The organism is Micromonospora sp. DT201, assembly GCF_049841575.1.
In the GTDB taxonomy this organism is placed as follows: Bacteria; Actinomycetota; Actinomycetes; order Mycobacteriales; family Micromonosporaceae; genus Micromonospora.
Genome location: NZ_JBNCKP010000013.1, coordinates 83,364 through 104,785, shown reverse-complemented (window position 1 = coordinate 104,785; position 21,422 = coordinate 83,364). Strand labels below are relative to the sequence as shown.

The window sequence follows — 21,422 nt, the reverse complement described above, 5'->3', positions numbered from 1 at the left end:
CGGACGGCAGGTAACACCCGTCGTCATCACGCCGGCGGGCGTGAGCCCGCACGACGCGCTGGCGAGCCGAGTAGCCCGCCAGCGCGTCGGCAGCCGCTAGAGCTGACAAGGCGCCACCACGTCAGATGGTCGAGGCGTAGGCGAAGGTGACGACTGTGGCCGCGAGCAGGAGCGAGTGCAGGATCATGTGTTCCAGGTTGGGCCGAGGGCGGTTGCCGATCCGGGGCAGCACCATGGTGGTCTTGGCGTAGGTGCGGGCGTGCAACTGGGCCCAGGTCTCGCCGGTGCCGGCGGTCGCCCAGGGAACGGTCACCCCGACCAGGTAGGGCAGCCACCACAGTGCCAGCCCGCCGAGGACGATGAGCAGTTCGAGACCAGCGGCAGCGTACGCGGCGACGGGATTGTGCAACGCGGCCGCGACCAGGACCAGGACGGCGGGCAACGTCATGACGGGCGCGTTGACCGAGACCTCGATGGTCTTCTCGCGGCGGGTCGCGGCGGTGACGTTGTTGAGCGGGGCGAGGTTGATGAGGGTCGTCACGGCGAAGTAGGCGACGGTGAGCAGCACAAGCGTGATGGCGGCAGGGAACATCGCGGCTTCCTCAGGGGGTGTCGATGCCGTCGAGGAAGGTGCCGACGGCGAGGTCGAACCACGCGTCGTAGTACGCGCGGGGGGCGGCAGGCTCATGGGGCACGTCGCCGAACTCGGCCAGAGCCAGCCCAGCGACGAGGACGTAGAGGGTCTGGGCCAACAGCAGCGCCCGGCCCACTGTGGTGTTCAGCGCGCCGGCCAGGGGTGGCCCGATGCGGTCGGCGATCTGCTGCGCGACCGCCGGTGAGACGTTCTTTGTGGCGACCACCGCGGTGACGCCGGGGTGGGTGCGCAGGATGCTGCGCAGACGCACGGCCATCGCGGTGAGCATGGGCCGCCACTCGGCGGCGGGGTCGGTGTTGCCGTTTACCTCGTGGGCGACGCGGTCGGCGAGCGCCTGGAGCAGGGCCTCCTTGTTGCGTACGTGGTAGTAGAGCGAGGCCGCTTTGACATCGAGCCGGACCGCGATGGCTCGCATCGACAGACCGGCGGCTCCTTCGCGGTCCAGGATGTGCATGGCCGTGTCGACGATCAATGTCGGGTTCAAGGGTTGCTGGGCCACCCGCCGCCTCCTACCTAACGGTGTTAGATCAATCTAACGTTGTTAGGTAGGAGGCGCAAGCGATGCGCAGGCTCGTCCGTCGTCCACGCATCGTTGAGGTGTCGTCCCGTAGGACTGGCGGTGCGATGAGGCCGATAGCGTGACGATGATGAAATCGCTGACTGACACCACCACCGACCAGGCACCGGCTAATCCGGCCGCCACCGAAGACTCCCTGGCCACCCAGCCCATCGGATACTGGAGTGGCCTCGCCCACGCGGCCGTCACCCGGCATCTGCGTGACGCCATGGCCAGGATCGACGTCACCCAGCCGCAGTACTGGGTGCTCAACCGGGTGAACGGCGGAGCCGTGGCGCCGAGCCGCGAGGAGGTCGTCATCCAGCTGACACCCCTCGCGGACGGGCCGCACGAGATCACTCGTGTCATCGACCAACTGCTCCACCGCGGCTGGCTTCGGATTGACGCCGGGCAGCGCCTGCAGCTCACCGACGCCGGGGAGGCTGCCAGGGTACGGCTGCGCGAGTTGGTGACCGAGCTGCGCGCCGTGGTCCACAACGGCATCAGCGACGAAGAGTACGTGGCCGCGCTCAAGGTGCTACGCAGGATGGTCGCCAACGTCGGGGACAACGGGGGCTCCTAGGTTCTGCCCCTTTGGCTGCGTACGGGTCCGGCAGCCCGCACGACGCGCTGGCGAACTGAGTGGCTTGCCAGCGCGTCGGCGAATCCGAGCTGGACTTCTTCGCGGCCATCGACATCGTCGACCCCCGCGGCCACCGCGCGAAAACCGCAGGAGCAGCGCCGTGGTGCGCCCCTACCGTGCGGCGGCCTGGCGTTCCCGCCACCGCTGAGCACGAGTTCACCCTATCCGGGGAGGCGGGCCGCCTGTTCCGGCAGATCCACATCGGTGTCGTCGGCGACATCGGCGCAGGGGACCAGTCGTACGGCCGCGCCCTGGGCTCGGAGGTAGTCGCGCGCGCCGCGGTCGCCCGTCGCGGCCGCGGCGACGCCGGCCCAGTGGTCCCGCCCGAGCAGCACGGGATGCCCCCGCCGACCGTCGCCGTACGTGGCCACGGCGAGGGACCCGGCGGTGGCGTCGCGGGCCACCCGGCGTACCGCCTCGGGGGTGAGGCCGGGCATGTCGACGAGCGTTACCACGGTGGCGTCGGTGGCACCGGAGGTCAGAGCGGACAGCCCGGCCCGCAGCGACGAGCCCATGCCGGTCGCCCAGTCGTCGTTGACCACCACGCCGGGCAGTCGCGTCCGGGCGCGGATCCGGTCGGCCTGGGCGCCGAGCACCACCACGACCGGTCGGCAGCCGGCATCCGCGAGGACCGCCGCCGCGTGGTCGACCAGGAGTCGCCCCCGGTAGGGCAGGAGGGCCTTCGGCATGCCGAGCCGGCGGCCTGCGCCGGCCGCGAGGAGCAGTCCCGCCGTTGCCATGGGCTGAGCGTAGCCAGCCAATCGCCCTTCGGGGGTGAACCGCCCGGCCGGGACGGCGAGCATGCATTTCGGGTGAGGTGCCGGATGACACCGGACAAGACGTGCGTGTGGCAACGGCTCTGCCCGCTGCGGATGGACCAGGTTGAGCCGCTGCCGGCCGTCGCCCGGCACCTCGACCGGCCCGCTGGACTACTGACCGGGGTCAGACGACGGCGGTCAGGACGAGCCGGGTCGGTACGAGCCGAAGCTCCACAGGTTGCCTTCGGTGTCTCTGATGGAGTAACCCTGGCCGCCGTAGTCTTCGTCGCGGAGCTTCTGCACGACCTCGGCGCCGGCGGCGACGACCCGCTCGTAGTGCGCGGCCACGTCGTCGAGCACCACATAGGTCGCGGCGGGCCCGGTGTCCAGAACGAGGCGGCCGTCGCTGCCGTCCGTCTGCGAACCGAGCATGACCATGCCGTTGCCCCAGGTCAGCTGCGCGTGACTGATGGAGTCGTCCGGGCCGGGGACGACCAGGTCCGCACGGAAACCGACGACGTCGACGAGCCACTGGATGGCTGCCGGCGCATCACGGTAGCGCAGGGTGGGGATGACTTCAGGACCCTTGCTCATAGACGAGAGTCTAATGAGCAATCGCGGATAGCGTATGCGATGCGTCCTGGCATGTCCTGTGTATGGCTACGCTGAGCCCATGCTTCGCTACGACTACGTGATCGTCGGCGCGGGTGCGGCGGGCGCGGTGCTGGCGGCCCGGCTGAGCGCGGACGAGGCCCGTTCCGTCCTGCTACTGGAGGCCGGTCCCGACCTGGTCGGGGCGGCGGCGCCCGAGGCGCTGCGGACCGGCTCGGTGGAGGCCGAGGACGGCTTCGACTGGGACCTGCGGGCGACCGTGGTGGCCGGGCGGGAAGCGCCGCTGCGGCGCGGCCGGGTGGTCGGCGGTTCGACGCAGATCAACGACCGGGGCGCGATGCGTGCCCCAGCCGCCGACTTCGTCTCCTGGGGCAGCCACGGGCTGCCGGAGTGGGACTGGCCGGCGGTGCTACCGGCGTTTCGCCGGTTGGAGGCCGACCAGCAGTTCGGCGACCGCGACCACCACGGCGCCGACGGTCCCGTCCCGATCACCCGCTGGTCGCGCGGTGAGCTGACACCGGCGATGGACGGCTTCCTGCAGGCCACGCTCGGTCTCGGCCACGACTATCAGGAGGACATGAACGCCCCCGACGCCGTCGGGATCGGCATGTATCCGCAGAACCGCCGCGACCGGCTGCGAATGTCCACCGCCCTCACCCACCTCGACCCGGCACGGTCCCGGTCCAACCTGGTCGTCCGGGGCGACGCCGAGGTCGAGCGCGTCCTGCTGGCCGACGGGCGGGCGGTGGGCGTGCAGGTCGCGGGGGAGACCATCGGCGCCGGGGAGGTCATCCTCTGCGCCGGCTCCCCGTACAGCCCGGCGCTGCTGCTGCGCTCGGGCATCGGCCCCGCCGACGAGTTGCGCGCCGCCGGGATCACGCCACTTGTCGACCTGCCCGGCGTGGGCGCCGACGTGATCGACCAGCCCGGCGCGATCATCCTGGTGGTGCCCGAACCGGAGACGGTGGGTGGCGACTGGCCGCGTACGCAGCTCATCGCGCGGCTCGCCGCTATCCCGGGGCACGACGCCGACCAGGCGTTCTACCTGAGCCTGTTCACCGGCATGAGCACGTCGCGTGGCCCGGGCGCGGGTCTGGACCGGATCATCGGAGCCGACCAGGTCAACACCGTGATGATCGGCGACATGGCGATGAGGTCGCGGGGGCGGATCGGCGTACGTGACGCCGGCACGACGGCCCCACCGGTGGTCGACCTCGGGTTCTACTCCGCTGACGGTGACCTCGCCCGGATGCGCGACGCGTACCGGCACGCGTGGGAGATCGCCAACCAGGCCGCCTTCACCAAGACGGTGGCCCGGTTCGCGCTCGTCGACGACGCCGTCGTGGGTGACGACGAGCAGCTCGACCACATGTTGCGCGCCACCACGTACAGCCGGCTGAACCTGGTGGGCGGCGCGCGGATGGGCGCGGCGGACGACGCGGGCGCGGTCGTCGACGGCCGGTGCAGGGTGCGCGGCGTGGCCAACCTGCGGGTGGTGGACGCGTCCATCGTTCCGGTGCCGCTGCGCGCGCCCGCCGCGTTGACCAGCATCATGATCGGGGAACGCGGCGCCGAGCTGATCGCGGGCTAGCGGCGCAGCAGAGTGGCCACCGACGCGGCGGGGTCAGCCCGTGTGGCGTACCTCGGTGTCCCAGATCTGTGCCCACGGACGCCGCAGCCCTCGGCAGACGAGGATCGGGCCGCCGTTCTCGTCGTTGTCCACCTCGACCCGCTGGTCCACCCGCCCGGCGAGCGTGCACTCGTCGAACCAGGCGTTCAGCGGCACGGAACGCGCCCAGCCGACCGCGATGACCACGTCGGCGTTGGCGGGCGGCTGACCGAAGTCGGCCATGCTGTTGTGCCCGGAGTACGCGCGGGGAAGACCACGGGCCGGACCGTAACGGGCCAGCGCACCGGCCCCGCCGTAGTTGCTGGTGAGGATGACCGCCCGGGAGCGTTCCTCGGACGGCAGCCCACGGTGGACCGCGGCGACCGAGTCGGCGAACGCCGGCCAGCCGATCGTCTCGCCCGCGTCGTAGTTGACATCGACCACGAACCCCGGCAACCGCTCGGCCGGCAGCACCGGCAGCAGCAGCACTATGTTGGGCAGGAGGAACGGCACCGTGCCCAGCGCGAGCAACCCCCGCCGCAACCGGACCGACCCGCGCGACGCCCACGCGACGGTGACCACCACGCCAGCGGCGGTCAGGACCAGCAGCAGCGGCGCGTCGTAGTAGCCCTTGCCGCCCGCGATCAGCACGACACCGACCACGACCAACCAGGCCCAGCCCACCGCCCGGTAGGCCCGCCACTCGCCTCGGCGCAGCAGCGCGACGAGGCCGGCGATCCAGATCGGTACGGCGTACGGGCTGATGATGACGAGCTGGAGGGTGAACGCGTCGAGGCGGCCGCTGTAGGAGCTGTCGCCGTCGGAGATGGAGGCCGCCACGCCGAGCTGCGGGAAGCCGTGCGCCGCCTGCCAGATCAGGTTCGGTGCGGCCAGCAGCACGGCGATCCCGGCGCCGACGAGCACCCACCGGTCACGTAGCAGCCGACGTGGGCCGGCGATGAGCACCCCGGCGATCAGGCCCACGGCCAGCAGCGCCGGCAGCACCTTGCTGAGCATGCCCACACCGAGCGCCAGCCCGATGCCCAGGGCCCAGCGGCTGTCACCGGTGCGCAGCAACCGCACCGCGCACCACGCCGCGACCAGCCAGACCAGCAGATCGACAGTGGTGGTGCTGAGCAGGTGCCCGCCGGCGAGCACGATGCCGGACAGGGCGGCGAGCACCGCGGCCACGGTTTGCGCGCCCCGGCCCGCACCCAACTCGCGGGCGATGGCGGCGACCAGCAGCACCGCGCCACCGGCCAGCAGAGCCGACGGGGTTCGCAGCACCACCAGGTTGCCCGGCGCGATCGTGTCGAGCAGCCGGGCCAGCGCCGGGACCAGCGGGCCCTGATCGACGTAGCCCCAGTCGAGGTGTCGACCGGCGAGCACGAAATACAACTCGTCGCGGTGATAGCCGTAACGACCGGCGAGGAGCAGCAGCGTCACGCTGGTCGCTGCGGCGACCAGCCACGGGCCGCGCGTGTGCGTGCCGGGCTCGGGTGGCCGCCCCGGCGGTGGCGACTGGGTCGGCGGGTGAGGTCGGTCGATGTCGATCGCGGGCTCACTCACCCGCTCATGATGACCCGCGAGGTGGCCGTGCGGGTGCCCGTGCCGCGCTCCGGCGGCCTCCATGTGCAGGTGGCCCTGCTGGGTGCGAAGATCGGCTTAGTCATTTGGACGGAAAGGACGATATGCGCTATCGCACTCTGGGCAGCACCGGCACTGTGGTGTCGACCCTGTGTCTAGGCACGATGACCTTCGGCGCGGAGACCGACGAGGCCGGCAGCTTTGCCCAACTGGACCGGTTCGTCGAGGCCGGCGGCACCTTCATCGACACCGCTGACGTCTACTCCCGCGGTGTCTCGGAGGACATCGTCGGCCGCTGGCTGCGGACGCGGCCCGACGTTCGTGACCGGCTGGTGATCGCCACCAAGGGGCGGTTCCCGATGGGCCCGGGGGCGAACGACGCCGGCCTGTCCCGGGTGCACCTCAGCCGCGCCTTGGACGCCAGCCTGCGGCGGCTCGGCGTCGAGGCCATCGACCTGTACCAGGCGCACGCCTGGGATCCGCTGACCCCACTGCCGGAGACGCTGCGGTTCTTCGACGACGCGGTGAGCGCGGGCAAGATCCGCTACGCGGGGGTCAGCAACTTCACCGGTTGGCAGTTGCAGAAGGCCGCACTGCTCACCCAGCACCTCAACCTCACCCCGATCGTGACCCTGCAACCGCAGTACAACCTGCTGGCTCGGGAGATCGAGTTCGAGCTGGTGCCGGTCTGCGAGAACGAGGGCATCGGCATCCTGCCGTGGTCGCCGCTGGGCGGAGGCTGGCTGACCGGCAAGTACCAGCGCGACAGCATGCCCACCGGGGCGACCCGGCTGGGCGAGAACCCGCAGCGCGGCGTCGAAGCGTACGAGGGTCGCAACGCCGAGGAGCGCACCTGGCGGGTGCTCGACGCGGTCCGTCAGGTCGCCGACGACCGTGGCGCGTCCATGTCGGCGGTGGCGTTGGCCTGGTTGGCGGCCCGACCGGCGGTCACCTCGGTGATCCTCGGTGCGCGCACCACCGAGCAGCTCGACGACAACCTGACCGCCGCCGACCTGGTCCTCGACGCCGAGCAGATGCGGCTGCTGGACGAGGCGAGCGCCCCGCTCGTGGGTGACTACCCGTACGGCGTCGCGGGTGTGCAACAGCGGGCCCGCAACCTGCCGACCACTCCCGGACAATGACCGTGTTCCCCTCGCCCACCCATCCCGCCGGCAGCCGCACCGAGGTCTTCCTCCGTTACCTGGACTATTTCCGCGAGTCCACGGTGGCCAGGGTGTCGGCGTTGGCCGAGCCGGAGCTACGGCACAGTCGGCTGCCGTCGGGGTGGACCCCGTTGGAGCTGCTCAAACATCTGCGCCACGTCGAGCTGCGCTGGATCGAGTGGGGTTTCGAGGGCCGGGACGTCGCCGAGCCGTGGGGCGACCGTCACGAGGACCGCTGGTACGTCGCCCCCGACGAAACCCGCGCGGACCTGGTGGCGGCGCTGCAGGCTCAGGGTGTGCACACCACCGAAGTGGTGACGGCGCACGACCTGGCGGAGATCGGCGCGCCGGGCCCGCGCTGGAACGGCGCCGACCCGGCGTCGCTGGAGCGGGTGCTGTTCCACCTGGTCCAGGAGTACGCCCGCCACCTCGGCCATCTCGACGTGGTCAGCGAACTCGCCGGTGGCCCGACCGGAGAGTAGGCAGCCGCGATAGCTTGGGCGTATGCCGCTGCTCGTCGCGCCCGCCCTGCCCGCCGGGAGCCTCGGTGCCCAAGAGCAACCCCACCTCCCGGTACGCCCCGGGCTGGCGCTGCGGGCGTGGCGCGACGACGACGCCTCGGCCGTCCGGGTCGCCTTCGACTGTCCGGCGATCCAGCGGTGGCACGTCCGCCGCCTCGACGGCGACGACGAGGCGCGGGCGTGGACGGCGCAGTGGGCGGGCCGCTGGCGCGACGAGACGGCCGCCAGTTGGGCGGTCGTCGACGCCGACGACCGCCCGGTCGGTCAGGTGGGTTTGCGGGGCGTGCTGCTGGCTGAGGCGTCGGCGCAGGTGTCGTACTGGGTGTTGCCCGCCGCGCGCGGTCGGGGGATCGCCACCGACGCGTTGGCAACACTGACCCGGTGGAGCTTCACACGGGCCGGGTTGCACCGGCTGGCCCTGGAGCACTCGACCGCCAACACGGCGTCGTGCCAGGTGGCCACACGGGCCGGCTTCACCGTGGAGGGCGTGCTCCGCGGGTCGGTTCGCCACGCCGACGGCTGGCACGACATGCACCTGCACGCACGGCTGCGCACCGACGGCCCGCTCTGCTCACCCGACTCGACCTAAGCGTTCCTACGCAGGTAGGTCTCGGCCAACTCGCGAAGGCGTGTCCTGTCGAAGCTCTGCCCGTGGCCGGGATGGACGACGGACACGTCGAGGCCGGCGAGGAACTCCATGCTTCGCCGGTAGGCCGCCACGTCGGAGTTTGGCAGGTTGTCGATCAAGGCACCCTCGTAGACTCGATGGCCGGCCCGGACTGCGTCGGCGTCGCGCCATCCTCGTCGGCGCGTCGCATCGCCGGTGGCAACCGCAGCGCGACGATGCCGGTGGCCACCAGGCCGCCGACGCCCGCGACTATCAGGGTCACTGGGGCCGAGGTTGCGTCCAGCAGTAGGCCCCCTGCGATGTAGGACGTCGCGGCGGCGACCCCGATTGCGCCGTACAGGTTGCCGAAGACCCGGCCGAGCATGCCCGCTGGAACCGTACGTTGCAGCAGGGTGTTGGAGGCGACGTCCATGGCGGCCAACCCCAGCCCGCGGACGGCCTGCAGAGCGATCGCGGCGGCGACGGCCCAGGCGAACCCGGTCAACAGATTGCCGACGCTGCTGACAGCGAAGCCCGAGATCAGCAGCACCGGCAGCGGAGGCAGGGCCAGCACGATGACCAGCAGGACCACGGCTTGGACGAGTTCGCAGACGACCATCAGCCGCCGGAGATTGAGCCGATCGGTGAGGGCACCCGTAAAGGGACCCAACAGGGATGGAGCGAAATCTCCGACAAGCAACAGGAGGGAGATTGCCAGCGCCTGGCCTGTCGTCTCGGCGACGTGGAACATGAGCGCGACAAGGCCGAGTGAATCGCCGGCGTACGACACAACCCGTGCCGAGAAGAGGGTGCGGAAGGATCGGTTGCGGCGCAGCAGCCGGGTGGGACGCAACGGTTCAGCGCCTACCGCTGCGCCCGACATGTCGAAGCTCCTCCACCGGTGAGAGCTCAGGTGAGCTGCACGCGGTGCCGTTCACCGACCAGCCTGTGGCTGACGGTAGTCATCCAAGCGTCGGTGTGCGTGTGAATAATGCGGGCGCCGCGACCGGGGACCACACGCCCATCCACTGTTCGGCGCCCCACGCCTCGAACCGTTGCACCTCGGTGAACCCCAGCTTCGCCGCGAGGCGCATGGAGCGGTTGTTGGCGGTCTGGGTGCAGAGCACCACCCGCTCGCCGGGAAGCTCGCTGTTGAACCAGCCGAGCACCGCCACGCAGGCCTCGGCGGCGTACCCGCGTCCCCATGCCTCGGGCAGGAGCAGGTAGCCGAGTTCGGCCTCCCCGGTATCCGGATGGGCAGGACTCCGGCGCGACGCGTCGCGCCGGTTGAGCTCGATGGTGCCGATCATCGCCCCGTCGAGCTCGATCACGAAAAGACCGGGGCGCCGCCTGGGTATCTCAGGCGCCGTGCGTTCGAGCTCATCACGCGCCTGAGCGCCACCGATGTAGGTGCCCACCTCCGGCGAGGCGAACAGCTCGATGATCGCCGGGCGGTCCCGGGCCTCGGGCTCCCGGAGCACGAGCCGCTCGGTCTTGATCGGGGCAGGTGGCCAGGCGACGGACCCTAGTTCAGTCATGGCGGGGAACCTATCGCCTCGTCGCCGGGCAGCACGTGCCGGTCCACGGCACCGGCGAGGGCCTGGCGGCGGGCCGAGGGGCTCAGCGGGGTTCAGCCCAGCTGACGAAACGCGCGGTCAGGTCGGGAAGTGCAACCCCTGGGTTGAGCTTGGTGAGATCGGCTGTGGCCGTCTCCTGAACCTTCGCCAGGTGCATCAACAGGCCCGGCCGATCCTCGCGGTACTCGCCGAGGAGGCGCAGCTTCGCCGCCGAACACGGCCACAGGATGCCGCAAACCGGGCACCGCCACGACGGCCGCAGTGGGGAGTGCTTCGGTCGTTCGGGCATGGATTCTCCCTGGATGGCATTGGGAAGGGCCGCCCCGTGAGTGCTCGCCCGTCGAGGCGGCCCCGCTACGAACGCGTCCGCCGGGTTCGGGATCCTGCCGGCCGCGCCGTCTACGGAACACCTTGCCAAGGGTTGCCGGACAATCACACAGCGTTGTGTAATCTCCTTCGGACGGTTGGTTTGTCCCAGGGGAGGGTCGGCATGAATCACGCCTTCGTCGCAGCGCTCGCCGCGGCTGGTCACACCGCCGAAAGCCTCGCCGGCCAGATCGGTGTGCACCCGAAGACCGTCGCCCGGTGGGCAAACCCGGGGCACATTCCACAGAGCCGACACCGTTCGACCGTCGCAGAGCTTCTGGCAAAAGACTCCGACGCACTTTGGCCGGACGTCGTCCGCCGCCGCGAACCTGTGTGGTTCCGGCCGTGGGTCGACCTTGAACGCGAGGCGGTGACGCTGCGGTCGTTCGAGTTGGCGTGGGTACCCGGACTGCTGCAGACGGAGGCGTACGCGCGGGCGACCCTGGCGGGTGGGGTGCTGACACCGGACGCGGTCGCCGAGTTCGCCGAAGCTCGAATCAGCCGGCAGGCGATAATCAGCCGGGAGAAGGGACCGCTGCTGATCGCCGTCCTGGACGAGGCAGTGCTCAGGCGGCGCGTCGGCGACGACCGCGCGTTGATGGCGATGCAACTCGCGCGCCTGCTCGGGCACGCCGAGATGGGCAGCGTTCAGCTCCACATCGTCCCGGCGGACGCGCCCAGCTACCCCGGGCTCGACGGACCCTTCACCATCGCGGACATGCCGGACGGGTCGCGGGTCGCGCACGGCGACAGCCCAGCGCAGGCGCAGATCCTCGACCAGGCATCGGACCTTGTTAGCCTGGAACGACGGTGGGAGCGTATTCGCGGAGAGGCACTGCCCCGAGGGCGTTCCTTGCAACTTCTCAGGGAAGCGGCAGCATCATGGACATGACCGGTGCGCGGTGGCGTAAGAGCACCAAGAGCGGCGGCAACGGTGGCAACTGTGTCGAGGTTGCCGACAACCTCCCGGGCCTGGTGCTTGTTCGTGACACGAAAGACCGCGACGGCGGCACGCTCACCTTCAGCCCGGAGTCATGGCGTGGCTTCGTCGCGATGACGCGGGACACCAACTGACCGACGACCCGGTCTGATCAGCGCACGCCAGCGGGTTCGGCCGGTTGCGGTGCCGGGGCCGCCGGCCAGGTGAGACGGCGTACGCCGGGGACGAGCGCGGTGCCCGCACAGGAGGCGAGGACCAGCAGCCCGGCGACTGCCAGCGGCACGGGTGCGCCGAACGCGTCGGCGGCCAGCGGCGCCAGCGCGTACCCCAACGGCATGGCGCCCAGCGACACCAGCCAGTCGTACGAGGTGACGCGGGCCAGCACCTCCGGCGGGAAGTGGTGCTGTACGACGGTCTCCCAGACCGGGTTGAGGTAACCGAGGAAGGTCAGCGCCACCGCGTAGGCGGCGATCACCGCGGGGGCGGGCGCGGCGACGGCGAGCAGGACCAGCGGCGCGGCGTAGCTGGCCAACCCGAGGTTGGCCAGCAGCACCGGCCGGTGCAGCCGGACCCGACCGGCCAGCAGCGACCCGGTGAGCATCCCGATCGCGCCAGCCTGCAACAACAGCACCCACGTCGCCTCGCCGCCGAGTCGATCGATGGCGACGGCCGGCCCCAGGGTCATCAGCACGGCGGCAGCACCGTTCCACACACCATGCCCGAGCAAGCTGGTCCAGAACCAGTCACGGGCGCGGACCTCCCCGAAGCCGTGCCGTAGGTCGGCGAGGACGGAGCGGCGCGGGACCGGCACGTGGCGGACCCGTACCAGCGCGAGCAGCGCGGCGCTGAGCGCGAACGACGCGCCGTCCAGGATGAACGCCCAGCCGGGCCCGGCGGCCCAGATCAGTGCGCCGGCCAGCGCCGGCCCGGCGAGGCGGCTGGTGTTGGCGGTGATCCCCATCAGGGCGTTGGCCCGCTGCCGGTCGGCCGCCTCGACGGTGCCGGCGACCAGCGGGGACGCGGTCGGCATGGCGAACGCCGACGCGGTGCCACCGAGCGCGGACGCCACGACGACGGTGGTCAGCGACGGGTCACTGCCGAGCAACTCCACGCCGACCGCGAGCTGAGTCGCGCAGCGGACCAGGTCGGCCAGCAGCGCGACCCGGCGGGCATCGAACCGGTCGGCGACGACACCACCCAGTGGCAGCAGCAGCAATCGGGGGATCATCGCCGCGGCGAGGACGACGGCCAGCGCGCTGGTGGAGCCGGTGGCGCGCAGCACGGCGAGGGCCAACGCGGCGGGCACCACCGCATCACCGAGGGCGGAGACGGTGCGACCCAGGAACAGCAACCGGAAGGGGCGGGTGCGCAGAGGGTGAGCCATGACCGGCAACATACTTCGGTGTCAAACATTTCGTCAACGAATATTTTGCCACTGAGATAAGCTCGAACCGTGACCGCCACTCCGGATGCCGTCGACCGGCACATCGAGCGTTGGCTACCCGTGGTGCCCGACCTCGACGCGGACGTCGAAGGCGCGGTGACCAGGATGATCAAGCTGACCCGGCACCTGCGTACGGTCAAGGAACGGGTCCTGGTCGAACTCGATCTGCCGGCCCACGAGTACGACACCCTGCACGCCCTGGCCGGCCGACGCGGACGGGCGGCCCCCTCGGACCTCGCCGCGGACCTCGCAATGGCCCCCGCCTCGATCACCGCACGCGTGGACGCCCTGCTGCGGCGGGGTTTCGTGCGTCGGATTCCGTCGACAGTCGACCGTCGTCGGGTGGACGTCGAGCTGACCGACGAGGGTGACGCGGCGTGGCGCGGGGCGATGGAGATCCAGGGCGCGGAGGAGCACAGGCTTCTCGGCGCGCTCACCCCGACCGAGCGGCGACAGCTCTCCGACCTGCTGCGCCGCGTGCTGCTCGTCGCCGAAGAGCCGACGGGCGTACCGAAGGGGGACTGAGCGCACGGATGCGGTGCGAGCCAGCTAACCGGCAGCCAATCCGCCACGGTCAAGGCAGCTCGGGGACCAGCCGGTGGCGGCGGCCCATTCCTCCGCGATGGTCACGACGAGGTCGACCACCGGGTCTTTGACATCCGTGTAGACGTCCACCTCGCCGACGGCGGCGGCCAGAGCTCCCTTGAACCGTGCATACGCCGGCACTGTCTGCGGGTGCGCCCGGAACCAGTCCCGGAACAGCAGGGCGAGCCGCTCATTCGGGGAGCCCGCGACCCGGCAATGCAGGTTGACGTGCTGCTCACCGGGGCTCCGCTTGTTCCAGTACCGCTTGACCCACCGGTGCGGTGGGTCGTCACAACCGGCCGGTACGTGGTCCTGCTCGTACGGTCGTCGGCGGAATCCGAGGGCGACCAGTGGTTTATCGAACGCGGCTGCGGCAGCGTCGAGGTCGGCGACGCTGACCTGCAGGTCGAACACCGGCTTGGCTGCCATGCCGGGGATCGAGGTGCTGCCGATGTGATCCACCCGCCGCGCCCCCGGTCCCAACGCAGCCTGCAACTCGCGGACGAGAGTCGCTCCCTGCTGCTGCCAAGCTGGGTCATACGCAGCGATGAACGTCGAGGCGACAGAAGCGGGAACGATCATGTGCAGCAACTTAGCGCAGCGGTTGGGAAGATCGGCCACACCTCACGAATGCCCGCACACCCGAAAATCGCCTGGCGGCCCGCGTACCGCTGATGGAAGAGTGACCGGCGTGACTGTGGATGCTCTGGCCGGGGCCCTGGCCGACGGCGGACGGCGACGAATCTTCGCGGCGATCGTGCTGGGGGCGGCCAGCGCGGCGGAAGTCGCCGAACGGACCGGCCTGCCGGCGCGGGTCGTGCTCACCGGGGTCCGCCGCCTCACCGACGCGGGCCTCGTCACCGGTGCGGACGGCGCGCTCGCGGCCGACGAGGCGTCGCTCCGGGCGGCCGCCCGCGACAGCCGCCCGGCGGAAGATGCCGAACCCGCCGCCGATCCGGTGCTGCGGACCTTCCTGCGCGCAGGCGTCCTGGTAGGCCTGCCGGCGCAGCGGAGCCGGCGGCGGTTGCTCCTCGCGCACATCGCGGAGCGGTCGTTCGAGCCGGGGACGCGCTATCCGGAGCGAGCCGTCGACGACGCCCTCAAGCCGTGGTGCGCCTCGGGCGCGTCGGATCACGCCACGCTGCGCCGGTTCCTGATCGACGAGCGACTACTCACCCGCGAGCAGGGCATCTACCAGCGGACCTGATCGTCCGCTGCGCCAATCGTCTGGTCGCGGAGCATCTTGCTAGCCTCGGCGCATGACCTCCTGCCCGCCCGCCGACGGCCCACCGGACCTGTTGTTCCTGCTCTCCTGGGCGAGTCACGCGTTGCAGACCGAGCACGCCGCAGGGCTGGCCGAGCTGGGCATTTCACCGCGGGCGCACTATGTGCTGGCCCAGGCCCGCGCCGGCGATCTGACCCAGCGGGAGATCGGCGAGCGATGCGGCGTGGACAAGACCACGATGGTCGTCACGCTCGACCAGTTGGAGCGGGCCGGGCTGGCCGAGCGTCGCCCCGTACCGACGGATCGGCGGGCCCGGATGGTCGCGGTGACCCCGGCGGGGGAGCAAGTCCTGCGGCGGGCGCAGCAGGTGGTCCGCCGCATCCAGGACGACCTCCTCGCGACCCTGCCCGAGCAGGACCGGGAGGCGTTCCTTCGTGCCCTCCTGGCGCTGTTGAGCGGCCCGTTGGCCAACACCTCCCCGTACGCGCCTGGCAATCGATCCGGCTGCTGATCCCGATTGAGATAGTTCCGAACAAGACTATCTGTTACGGTCGTACTCGTTCGTTTCCCCTGAACGAGGAGCCGTCATGAGTGCTACCGCCGTTGCGACCCCCACTACCCCATTGCTGCGCCGCCGCTCCCTCGGCGTCGCCGCCGCCGTCGTGGCCTGCCTGGCCATCTGGACGGTCGGCGCGCTGGCCGGAGTCGACTACACCGTCGAGAGCCCGGGTCAGCCCGCCAGGGTCATCGGGGCCGGCGCGATCGTCATGGTCGCCCTGGGCGCCGCCGTGCTCGGCTGGGCGGCGTTGGCCCTGCTGGAGCGGTTTGCCAAGCGGTTCGCCCGTCCTGTCTGGATATCGCTGGCCGTCCTGGTGACGTTGCTGTCCTTCGCCCCGCTGATCGGCACCGAGGCCACCGGCGGCGCCAAGCTGGCCCTCGGCGCGACGCACGTGGCCGTGGCGGTCGTGCTGATCGCCCTGCTGCCGGCCCGTCGCCGCTGACCGAATGGATAAAGCCGTTGACCGGGCGGTGATGATCAACAGGTGACCACCACCGTCCGACCAACCTGGTCGACCAGCAAAGCTCGGCCCGACCACCCCGACGCGGTGCAACTGTTGCGCGAGTACATGACCGAGATGGTGGTTCGTTACCACCGCCGGCCGGCCCTGCCCGGCGAGGTCGACGAGGCGCTGGCCGAGTTGCCCAGCAACGACCTGACCGACCCGAGCGGGCTGCTGCTGCTCGCCCACCACGGCGCTGACCTGGCCGGCTGCGCCGGGCTGCGCTGGCAGCCAGGCTGGGCCGAGCTGACCCGGGTGTTCGTCCGCCCCGTTCATCGTGGTGCCGGTGGGGGCGCCGCGCTACTGGCCGCCGTCGAGGAACAGGCCCGGGCGGCCGGGGCGGACCGGATCCGCCTCGACACCCGCAACGACCTGGTCGAGGCCCGCGCCCTGTACGCACGGCACGGCTACGTCGAGATCCCGGCGTACTCGCAGGGCCCGTACGCCGAACACTGGTTCGAGAAGCGGCTGCGCTGAGCGGTTGACGCGGGCCCGAAGACGCGCTAAATAAGTAGAGGAAGTTGAGCCGGCCAGGCTCAACCCATCACCTTCGGCCAGGAGAACCGAGGAGGCATAGCCATGTTGATGCGTACCGACCCGTTCCGCGAGATCGACCGGCTCACCGAGCAGTTCTTCGGTACGGCAGCCCGTCCCGCGATGATGCACCTGGACGCCTACCGCGACGGCGACCACTTCTACGCGGCGTTCGACCTGCCCGGCGTTGATCCGGACAGCATCGACTGCACCGTCGAGCGCAACGTGCTCACCGTCCGCGCCGAGCGTCGCCGGCCCGTCGGCGATGGCGTCGAGCTGGTGGCCGCCGAACGCCCGATGGGCACCTTCACCCGGCGGCTGTTCCTAGGCGACACACTGGACGCCGACAAGCTGGAGGCGGGCTACGAGCACGGGGTGCTGACGTTGCGCATCCCGGTTGCCGAGCGTGCCAAGCCCCGCCGTGTGACCATCACGGCCAACGGCAACGGCCGGAGGCAGATCAACGCCTGATCACGATCGCCTGATCGACACGGAGACGGGTGGGATCGGCGCGCCTGCGCGCTGATCCCACCCGAGGCTGAGAGCCTTTTTCACATGGTGATCTCCGACGTTCCGGTGTTGACCCGCCCGTCCGCGCCGCCCGCGCTGCCGAGCGGGCCGGTCGAGGTCACCGAGGCGTGGCTGCGCAACCGGCGGCTGTCCGAGCACACCCGCGACGCGTACCGGCGCGACGTCACCGGCTGGCTCAACTGGTGCGCCAGCCGGGAGATGGACCCGCTGCGGATCACGTTCCTGCAGGTCAACGAGTATGCTCGTGCGCTCGAGTCGACAATCGGTGCCCGCAGCGGCCGACCGCTGACCCCGGCGACCGTGGCGCGTCGTCTCTCCGCGCTGTCCAGCTGGTACGACTTCCTCGTCAAACTCGGCGGCGTGCCGGCCAACCCGGTCTCCGGCGCGGACCGGCCCCGCGTCGACCGGGACCACTCCGCCACCATCGGGCTCACCCCCGAGGAGGTGGACGCCCTGCTCAGCGCCGCCGACGCGGACACCGGCGCGACCGCCGCCCGCAACCGGGCGGCGATCGCGCTCCTGGCCGATCTGGGCCTGCGGGTCGGAGAGCTGATCTCGCTGGACCTGACCGACCTCGGCACCGAACGCGGACACCGCAGCGTGCGCTTCATCGGTAAAGGCGGCAAGCAGCGCCGCCGCGCCCTCACCCCCGGCACCGGCTACGCGCTGGACGCCTACCTGGCCCAGCGGGCCGCCGCCACCGGGGTGCCGGTGCCGCAGCTGACCGGACCACTGCTGGTCACCGCGAGCGGCGCCCGGCTGGACCGGCACTCGGTGTTCCGGATGGTTCGTCGGCTCGCCCGCGCGGCCGGAATCCCGGCCTGGGCGAAGCTGTCCCCGCACTCGCTGCGGCACGCCTTCGCCACCACCGCCCGCTCCGAGGGCGTGCCGCTGGAGGATGTGCAGGACGCGATGGGCCACGCCGACCCACGCACCACCCGTCGTTACGACAGGGACCGGCACAACCTCGACCGCGACCCGGCCTACGCGGTGTGGGCGGCTCGGGCGCGCCGCCGCAGCTGAGCGTCACGCGCCCGAGGTAACCCTGCTCAGCTCTGCGGGCGGGGGCAGATGCAGAACGGCTGCCCGATCGGGTCGAGAAGCACCACCCACCGCTCGCCTCCGGGCTGGAAGTCCGGCTTGGACGCGCCCGCCGCGACGAGCTTCTCCTCCGCCGCAGCGAGGTCGTCGACATGCAGATCGAGGTGGTAGCGCTTGCCGCCCGACGGGTCAGGCCAGGACGGCGGTTGGTAGCCGTCGACCAGACCAAAACCGATGGAGACACCACCGGAGCTGATCATCGCGTACTCAGCTTGGCTGTGGGTGATCTCCCAACCGAGCGCCTCGTGGTAGAACGCGGCGTGCCCGGCGGGGTCGGAACTGTCGAGGTTGACCATTGCGAGGTCGGCAGAAATCGTCACGTCGGCAGTATGTCGCTCCCGCCCGACAAAATCGGTCGAGACATTCGCCGCGGCCAAGCGCGGTCGACTCACGGGGCGTCGAGCGGCCAGAGCGTCACGCGGGTGCCGTCGCGGCAGATGAGCCGGGTGCCGACCCGCCGGCAGCCGGTCAGACCGGCCGGGAGCACCGCGATCACCCGGTGGCCCTCCGGGCCCACCGTCGCGACCAGGACGCGCTTGCCGTCCGACGCCATGCGCAGCAGCACCAACGACTCGCTGGCGACCCGAGCGCCCGCGACGGTGTCCCACTGCGCCCCGGCCGGCCACGTCCAACGCCGCGCGCCGGTGCCCGCGTCGATGGCCCAACGGCCCTGCTGGTCCTGCCCGCAGATCAGACCCTGGCAGGGCCGCAGGGTCAGCTCGCCCGGCTCGACCGGCATCTGCCAGCGCGGCGACAGGCCGGGCAGGTCGTAACCGGTCAGCGCCACCCCGCTGCGGCCGCTCGGGTGCCGCAGCACCAGGTGCGCGCCAACGACCTGGGGGTTGTCCGGGCCGTAGTCGGCCGGCGGAAGCCACCCCCGCCCGCGGTCGGTGCCGTCGCGGGTGTCGAGCAGCCGGGCCAGCCCGTCGTCCTGCACCAGCAGTAACCGCTCGGGCGTGTCCGGCAGCACCCGCAACACGGCCGTGGAGGGCACCGGCACCGACCAACGAGTGGCACCGGTGGCCGGATCGACGCCGTGCACGGTGCCCTCGACCCGACGCCCCGGCTCGGAGGCGCTGCGTACCTCGCTCACCGCGACCGCGGCGTCGCCGGCCGCGTACACCCGCTCGGGTCGTCGCCACACCGCCTGGCCGGTGCGGATCGACCGTGCGGTGGTCACCCTCGTCCCGCGGAGCTGGTCGCGTTCGACGACCAGCAGAAGGTCACCGACGGCCTCGGCGGACCACCCGAATGCCGGCGGCACCGCGACCCGCCACCGCGCCGGGCCGTGCGGCGCGGCGGCGTCGTAAGCACTCAAAGTCGGCGGGTTCGTGCCGGGGTCGACGACCAGCAGCAGCCGCCCCGCGCCGAGCACGGTCGCCCCGGCGGGCGCCACCGGCCCGAGCTCAGGCGTCAGGTACGCGGGCCCGGCGGCCCCGCCGAGCAGGGCGCACACCACCAGCAGCAGTGCCACGCGCCGACCACGGGACACCTGCCGCGGTGGCCTGCTGTCTTCCCGGGGCGCGCCCCGGTCGTCACCCAACTCGATCAGCACCGACATGGGTGCCCACCCGTGCGCTCGCGTCGGCCGGTCAGCAGAGCAGTTCCAGGTGGTGGTGGGCGTCCTCGGCGATCTCCTCGTGCCGCAGCCAGCGCCGCGCCCACAGCCGGGCCACCAGCTCCGCCTGTTCGTCACCCCACGCGGCGTGCTCGACGAGCAACGCGGTGGTCAGCGCGTACGCCAGGCGCAGCGCCAGGCCACGGGCACCGGCTTGCACGACTGCGGCACCCGGGTCGGCGGTCACCGAGGTGATGGTGTCGCCCAACTGCGCGGCGGCGGCGGCCAGGGTGTCGGCCAGCGCCGGCGACAGGGGCCGGGCCAGGTCGACGGCGGCGGCGAGCCGGCTCAGCACTGGCACCCCGGCATCCTCCCGGGTCAACGCGCGCAGCACGTCCAAGGCCAGCACATTGGTGGTGCCCTCCCAGATCGGCAGCACCTGCGCGTCGCGCAGCAGCCGGGGAACGCCGGTGTCCTCCACGTAACCGGCCCCGCCGAAACTCTCCACGTACTCGCTGGCGGAGCTGACGGCGAGCCGGCCGGTGGCCAACTTCGCCAGCGGCGCCACGATGCGCAACTCCGCCGCGGCCGCCGGATCGGCACCGACCTCGACCCGCCCGAGCAGGGCGAACGCGTGCCCAGCCAGCGCGAACGCGCCCGCCGCGTCGACCGCGAGGGTGCCCAGGGTGGCCCGGTGCAGGGGCGAGGACGCCAGCGCGCCGCCCGCGACGTGCCGCACATCGGCGTACGCCCGGGCGTAGTCGAGACCGCGTCGCATCCCGCCGGCCGCCGCCGCCGCGTTGTGCACCCGGGTCACCACCACCAGGGTCATCGCCCGGACCAGGCCGGGCACCGCCGGGTCACCCAGCGGTACGGCGTAGGCGTCGTGCAGACCGATCTCGGCGGTGGGCAGCGCCCGGGTGCCGAGCTTGTCCTTCAGGCGGTGCACGGTGACGCCCGGTGCGGGTGCGCCCGGCGCCACGCCGTCGGTCAGCGGTGAGTCCACCGCGTACCGGGGGACCAGGAACGGCGCGAGCACCCGGCTGCCGCGCCCGGCGCCCTCCGGTCGGGCCAGCGCCACCGCCATCGCCGCGTCGGCGGCGGAACAGAACCATTTCTCCCCGGTCAGCCGCCACGAACCATCAGCTGCGGGTCGGCCGATCGTGCTCGAACGGCCCAGGTCGGAGCCGCCCTGCGACTCGGTCATCCACTGGCCGCTGGTGATCGCCCTGGCCGGGTCCGTGGAGATCAGCCGGGGCAGCCACGCAGCGCGGACCCCAGCGTCCACCTCAGGCATGCTGAGCAGCGCCGCGGCGCCGTCGGCCATCGCCACCGGGCAGGAGAACGTCGCCGACTCCGGCCCGTACAGGTGCAGCAGGGCGTGTTGGACGACCCGCGCGGCGGCGCCCCAGGTGCCGCGCGCGTCCGCCAGGTAGGGCAGCGCGACCACGGCGTGGCGGGCGGCGGCGGCGCGTTGCGTCTGCCAGCCCGCGGAGGTGTCGATCCGGTCGATGCGGGCACCCCACGCGTCGTAGCGGACCAGGGTCGGCGGATGCGCTTCCGCGTCGGCGTGCGCCGCGCGCAGCGGCCCGCTGACGTCGGCGGCCAGGTCGGCGAGGCGACCCTTCGCGGCGGCGTGCCCGCTCGGGCCCAGATGACGCTCCAGCCAGGACCGCAGCAGGGCATCACCGGCGTACGGGTCGACGGGGAGTGGTACCGGCTGCACGAAGCGGCTCATCGATCGACTCCTGGCACTGCTCGGGGGGTGTGCGCCGACGGTAGACGATCC

General features: G+C 71.7%; 28 protein-coding genes. 14 read left to right on the top strand and 14 right to left on the bottom strand.

The genetic code is table 11. The features are described 5' to 3' along the window. Positions 1–121: 121 nt before the first annotated feature. Positions 122–592, bottom strand: a complete 471-nt coding sequence (locus ACLQ28_RS21025; RefSeq protein WP_425687979.1) for a hypothetical protein — start codon at positions 590–592, stop codon at positions 122–124. A gap of 10 nt (positions 593–602) precedes the next feature. After that, positions 603–1,154, bottom strand: coding sequence for a TetR/AcrR family transcriptional regulator (locus ACLQ28_RS21020; RefSeq protein ID WP_425687978.1), 552 nt, complete (start codon positions 1,152–1,154; stop codon positions 603–605). 148 nt (positions 1,155–1,302) lie between these two features. On the opposite strand from ACLQ28_RS21020, the gene ACLQ28_RS21015 reads away from it, so the two are divergent. Then, complete coding sequence (locus tag ACLQ28_RS21015; RefSeq protein WP_425687977.1) at positions 1,303–1,794, top strand: MarR family winged helix-turn-helix transcriptional regulator; 492 nt, start codon at positions 1,303–1,305, stop codon at positions 1,792–1,794. A 221-nt stretch (positions 1,795–2,015) separates the two neighbouring features. Here the strand turns inward: ACLQ28_RS21015 and ACLQ28_RS21010 are convergent, their stop codons facing one another. Then, the gene (locus tag ACLQ28_RS21010) at positions 2,016–2,594 is read right to left on the bottom strand and encodes a nucleotidyltransferase family protein (protein ID WP_425687976.1); all 579 of its coding nucleotides are present in this window, start codon (positions 2,592–2,594) and stop codon (positions 2,016–2,018) included. 216 nt (positions 2,595–2,810) lie between these two features. Then, complete coding sequence (locus tag ACLQ28_RS21005; protein ID WP_425687975.1) at positions 2,811–3,206, bottom strand: VOC family protein; 396 nt, start codon at positions 3,204–3,206, stop codon at positions 2,811–2,813. Positions 3,207–3,285: 79 nt separating this feature from the next. On the opposite strand from ACLQ28_RS21005, the gene ACLQ28_RS21000 reads away from it, so the two are divergent. Beyond that, positions 3,286–4,815, top strand: a complete 1,530-nt coding sequence (locus tag ACLQ28_RS21000; RefSeq protein ID WP_425687974.1) for a GMC family oxidoreductase — start codon at positions 3,286–3,288, stop codon at positions 4,813–4,815. Positions 4,816–4,848: 33 nt separating this feature from the next. On the opposite strand, the gene ACLQ28_RS20995 is transcribed toward ACLQ28_RS21000, so the two are convergent. Further along, positions 4,849–6,402 carry an ArnT family glycosyltransferase gene (locus tag ACLQ28_RS20995; protein WP_425687973.1) on the bottom strand — a complete coding sequence of 518 codons (1,554 nt, stop codon included), beginning with the start codon at positions 6,400–6,402 and terminating at the stop codon, positions 4,849–4,851. A 122-nt stretch (positions 6,403–6,524) separates the two neighbouring features. Here ACLQ28_RS20995 and ACLQ28_RS20990 point away from each other — a divergent pair, with 122 nt between their 5' ends. From ACLQ28_RS20990 to ACLQ28_RS20980, 3 genes are read left to right on the top strand one after another with little or no spacing between them, the layout of a single operon-like run. Beyond that, positions 6,525–7,562, top strand: a complete 1,038-nt coding sequence (locus ACLQ28_RS20990; RefSeq protein WP_425687972.1) for an aldo/keto reductase — start codon at positions 6,525–6,527, stop codon at positions 7,560–7,562. Then, positions 7,559–8,065 carry a DUF664 domain-containing protein gene (locus ACLQ28_RS20985; RefSeq protein ID WP_425687971.1) on the top strand — a complete coding sequence of 169 codons (507 nt, stop codon included), beginning with the start codon at positions 7,559–7,561 and terminating at the stop codon, positions 8,063–8,065. Before ACLQ28_RS20990 ends, ACLQ28_RS20985 begins: the two co-directional genes overlap by 4 nt. Before the next feature lie 22 nt (positions 8,066–8,087). Next, the gene (locus tag ACLQ28_RS20980; protein WP_425687970.1) at positions 8,088–8,693 is read left to right on the top strand and encodes a GNAT family N-acetyltransferase; all 606 of its coding nucleotides are present in this window, start codon (positions 8,088–8,090) and stop codon (positions 8,691–8,693) included. Here ACLQ28_RS20980 and ACLQ28_RS20975 read toward each other — a convergent pair. The 4 genes from ACLQ28_RS20975 to ACLQ28_RS20960 all read right to left on the bottom strand — a co-directional run bounded on the left by ACLQ28_RS20975 (position 8,690) and on the right by ACLQ28_RS20960 (position 10,856). After that, on the bottom strand, positions 8,690–8,851 hold the full coding sequence (locus ACLQ28_RS20975) for a hypothetical protein (RefSeq protein WP_425687969.1): 162 nt from the start codon (positions 8,849–8,851) through the stop codon (positions 8,690–8,692). The two genes, ACLQ28_RS20980 and ACLQ28_RS20975, sit on opposite strands and share 4 nt — an antisense overlap. Beyond that, the gene (locus ACLQ28_RS20970; RefSeq protein WP_425687968.1) at positions 8,848–9,594 is read right to left on the bottom strand and encodes a hypothetical protein; all 747 of its coding nucleotides are present in this window, start codon (positions 9,592–9,594) and stop codon (positions 8,848–8,850) included. Before ACLQ28_RS20970 ends, ACLQ28_RS20975 begins: the two co-directional genes overlap by 4 nt. A gap of 79 nt (positions 9,595–9,673) precedes the next feature. Further along, positions 9,674–10,249 carry a GNAT family N-acetyltransferase gene (locus tag ACLQ28_RS20965; RefSeq protein ID WP_425687967.1) on the bottom strand — a complete coding sequence of 192 codons (576 nt, stop codon included), beginning with the start codon at positions 10,247–10,249 and terminating at the stop codon, positions 9,674–9,676. An 82-nt stretch (positions 10,250–10,331) separates the two neighbouring features. Further along, positions 10,332–10,856: a hypothetical protein gene (locus ACLQ28_RS20960; protein WP_425688073.1), complete on the bottom strand. Its 525-nt coding sequence runs from the start codon at positions 10,854–10,856 to the stop codon at positions 10,332–10,334. Here ACLQ28_RS20960 and ACLQ28_RS20955 point away from each other — a divergent pair. After that, a complete protein-coding gene (locus ACLQ28_RS20955) occupies positions 10,779–11,546 on the top strand; it encodes a DUF5753 domain-containing protein (protein WP_425687966.1) in 768 nt (255 codons plus the stop codon). The two genes, ACLQ28_RS20960 and ACLQ28_RS20955, sit on opposite strands and share 78 nt — an antisense overlap. Continuing rightward, positions 11,537–11,728 carry a DUF397 domain-containing protein gene (locus tag ACLQ28_RS20950; RefSeq protein WP_425687965.1) on the top strand — a complete coding sequence of 64 codons (192 nt, stop codon included), beginning with the start codon at positions 11,537–11,539 and terminating at the stop codon, positions 11,726–11,728. Before ACLQ28_RS20955 ends, ACLQ28_RS20950 begins: the two co-directional genes overlap by 10 nt. Positions 11,729–11,745: 17 nt before the next feature. Here ACLQ28_RS20950 and ACLQ28_RS20945 read toward each other — a convergent pair whose 3' ends face one another. Continuing rightward, entirely contained in the window at positions 11,746–12,978 is a 1,233-nt protein-coding gene (locus tag ACLQ28_RS20945) for an MFS transporter (protein WP_425687964.1), read from the bottom strand. Between the two features lie 69 nt (positions 12,979–13,047). On the opposite strand from ACLQ28_RS20945, the gene ACLQ28_RS20940 reads away from it, so the two are divergent. After that, positions 13,048–13,563, top strand: coding sequence for a MarR family winged helix-turn-helix transcriptional regulator (locus ACLQ28_RS20940; RefSeq protein ID WP_425687963.1), 516 nt, complete (start codon positions 13,048–13,050; stop codon positions 13,561–13,563). A gap of 24 nt (positions 13,564–13,587) precedes the next feature. Here ACLQ28_RS20940 and ACLQ28_RS20935 read toward each other — a convergent pair whose 3' ends face one another. Next, on the bottom strand, positions 13,588–14,205 hold the full coding sequence (locus ACLQ28_RS20935; RefSeq protein WP_425687962.1) for a GrpB family protein: 618 nt from the start codon (positions 14,203–14,205) through the stop codon (positions 13,588–13,590). A 109-nt stretch (positions 14,206–14,314) separates the two neighbouring features. On the opposite strand from ACLQ28_RS20935, the gene ACLQ28_RS20930 reads away from it, so the two are divergent. From ACLQ28_RS20930 to ACLQ28_RS20905, 6 genes are all read left to right on the top strand, one after another. Beyond that, positions 14,315–14,830, top strand: a complete 516-nt coding sequence (locus tag ACLQ28_RS20930; RefSeq protein WP_425687961.1) for a DUF2087 domain-containing protein — start codon at positions 14,315–14,317, stop codon at positions 14,828–14,830. Between the two features lie 52 nt (positions 14,831–14,882). After that, complete coding sequence (locus ACLQ28_RS20925) at positions 14,883–15,359, top strand: MarR family winged helix-turn-helix transcriptional regulator (RefSeq protein WP_425687960.1); 477 nt, start codon at positions 14,883–14,885, stop codon at positions 15,357–15,359. A 76-nt stretch (positions 15,360–15,435) separates the two neighbouring features. After that, positions 15,436–15,849: a DUF6069 family protein gene (locus ACLQ28_RS20920; RefSeq protein ID WP_425687959.1), complete on the top strand. Its 414-nt coding sequence runs from the start codon at positions 15,436–15,438 to the stop codon at positions 15,847–15,849. Positions 15,850–15,891: 42 nt separating this feature from the next. Next, entirely contained in the window at positions 15,892–16,386 is a 495-nt protein-coding gene (locus tag ACLQ28_RS20915) for a GNAT family N-acetyltransferase (RefSeq protein WP_425687958.1), read from the top strand. Between the two features lie 102 nt (positions 16,387–16,488). Next, on the top strand, positions 16,489–16,914 hold the full coding sequence (locus ACLQ28_RS20910) for an Hsp20/alpha crystallin family protein (RefSeq protein WP_425687957.1): 426 nt from the start codon (positions 16,489–16,491) through the stop codon (positions 16,912–16,914). Between the two features lie 84 nt (positions 16,915–16,998). Continuing rightward, positions 16,999–17,997, top strand: a complete 999-nt coding sequence (locus ACLQ28_RS20905) for a tyrosine-type recombinase/integrase (RefSeq protein WP_425687956.1) — start codon at positions 16,999–17,001, stop codon at positions 17,995–17,997. A gap of 26 nt (positions 17,998–18,023) precedes the next feature. Here ACLQ28_RS20905 and ACLQ28_RS20900 read toward each other — a convergent pair whose 3' ends face one another. From ACLQ28_RS20900 to ACLQ28_RS20890, 3 genes are all read right to left on the bottom strand, one after another. Beyond that, entirely contained in the window at positions 18,024–18,395 is a 372-nt protein-coding gene (locus ACLQ28_RS20900; RefSeq protein WP_425687955.1) for a VOC family protein, read from the bottom strand. A 68-nt stretch (positions 18,396–18,463) separates the two neighbouring features. Then, positions 18,464–19,636 (bottom strand): PQQ-binding-like beta-propeller repeat protein, encoded by a 1,173-nt coding sequence (locus ACLQ28_RS20895; protein WP_425687954.1) that lies wholly within the window; start codon positions 19,634–19,636, stop codon positions 18,464–18,466. A 31-nt stretch (positions 19,637–19,667) separates the two neighbouring features. Beyond that, positions 19,668–21,371, bottom strand: coding sequence for an acyl-CoA dehydrogenase family protein (locus tag ACLQ28_RS20890; RefSeq protein ID WP_425687953.1), 1,704 nt, complete (start codon positions 21,369–21,371; stop codon positions 19,668–19,670). Positions 21,372–21,422 lie beyond the last annotated feature (51 nt).